The 272-nt window shown below is 64.0% G+C and carries 1 protein-coding gene; it reads left to right on the top strand.

The features are described 5' to 3' along the window. Positions 1 to 49: 49 nt before the first annotated feature. A partial coding sequence (locus WDW90_RS39450) for a hypothetical protein (RefSeq protein ID WP_336493037.1) occupies positions 50 to 272 on the top strand: 223 nt, incomplete at its 3' end.

Below are 272 nucleotides of genomic sequence, written 5' to 3'. Positions count from 1 at the left end.
CCTGACCGTCGCGCAGGTGGCTGGCGAGCACGATATCCACCCCGATTAGTTGGGCCGCTGGCGTCGGGAGTACCATGCTGCGAAATTACCCGCGCTGGCCAAGCCAGCCGGCGGACGATCAGAGACGTGTGGCCTGACACCCGAAGCCGCCGCCGAGTTACTGCTGACCATCCTGCATAACGACATGCAGGCCATCGTCGAGCGCTACATGACGGCGCAGCGCAAGCAGATCGTGGCCGCCTTCGAGAACTGGTGGGACAAGTACCGCGTGA

Origin of the sequence: Methylobacterium nigriterrae (assembly GCF_037106235.1) — a bacterium.
Taxonomy (GTDB): Bacteria; Pseudomonadota; Alphaproteobacteria; order Rhizobiales; family Beijerinckiaceae; genus Methylobacterium; species Methylobacterium nigriterrae.
Note: the sequence above shows the minus strand (reverse complement) of the source record. Positions and strands in the feature narration are given on the sequence as shown.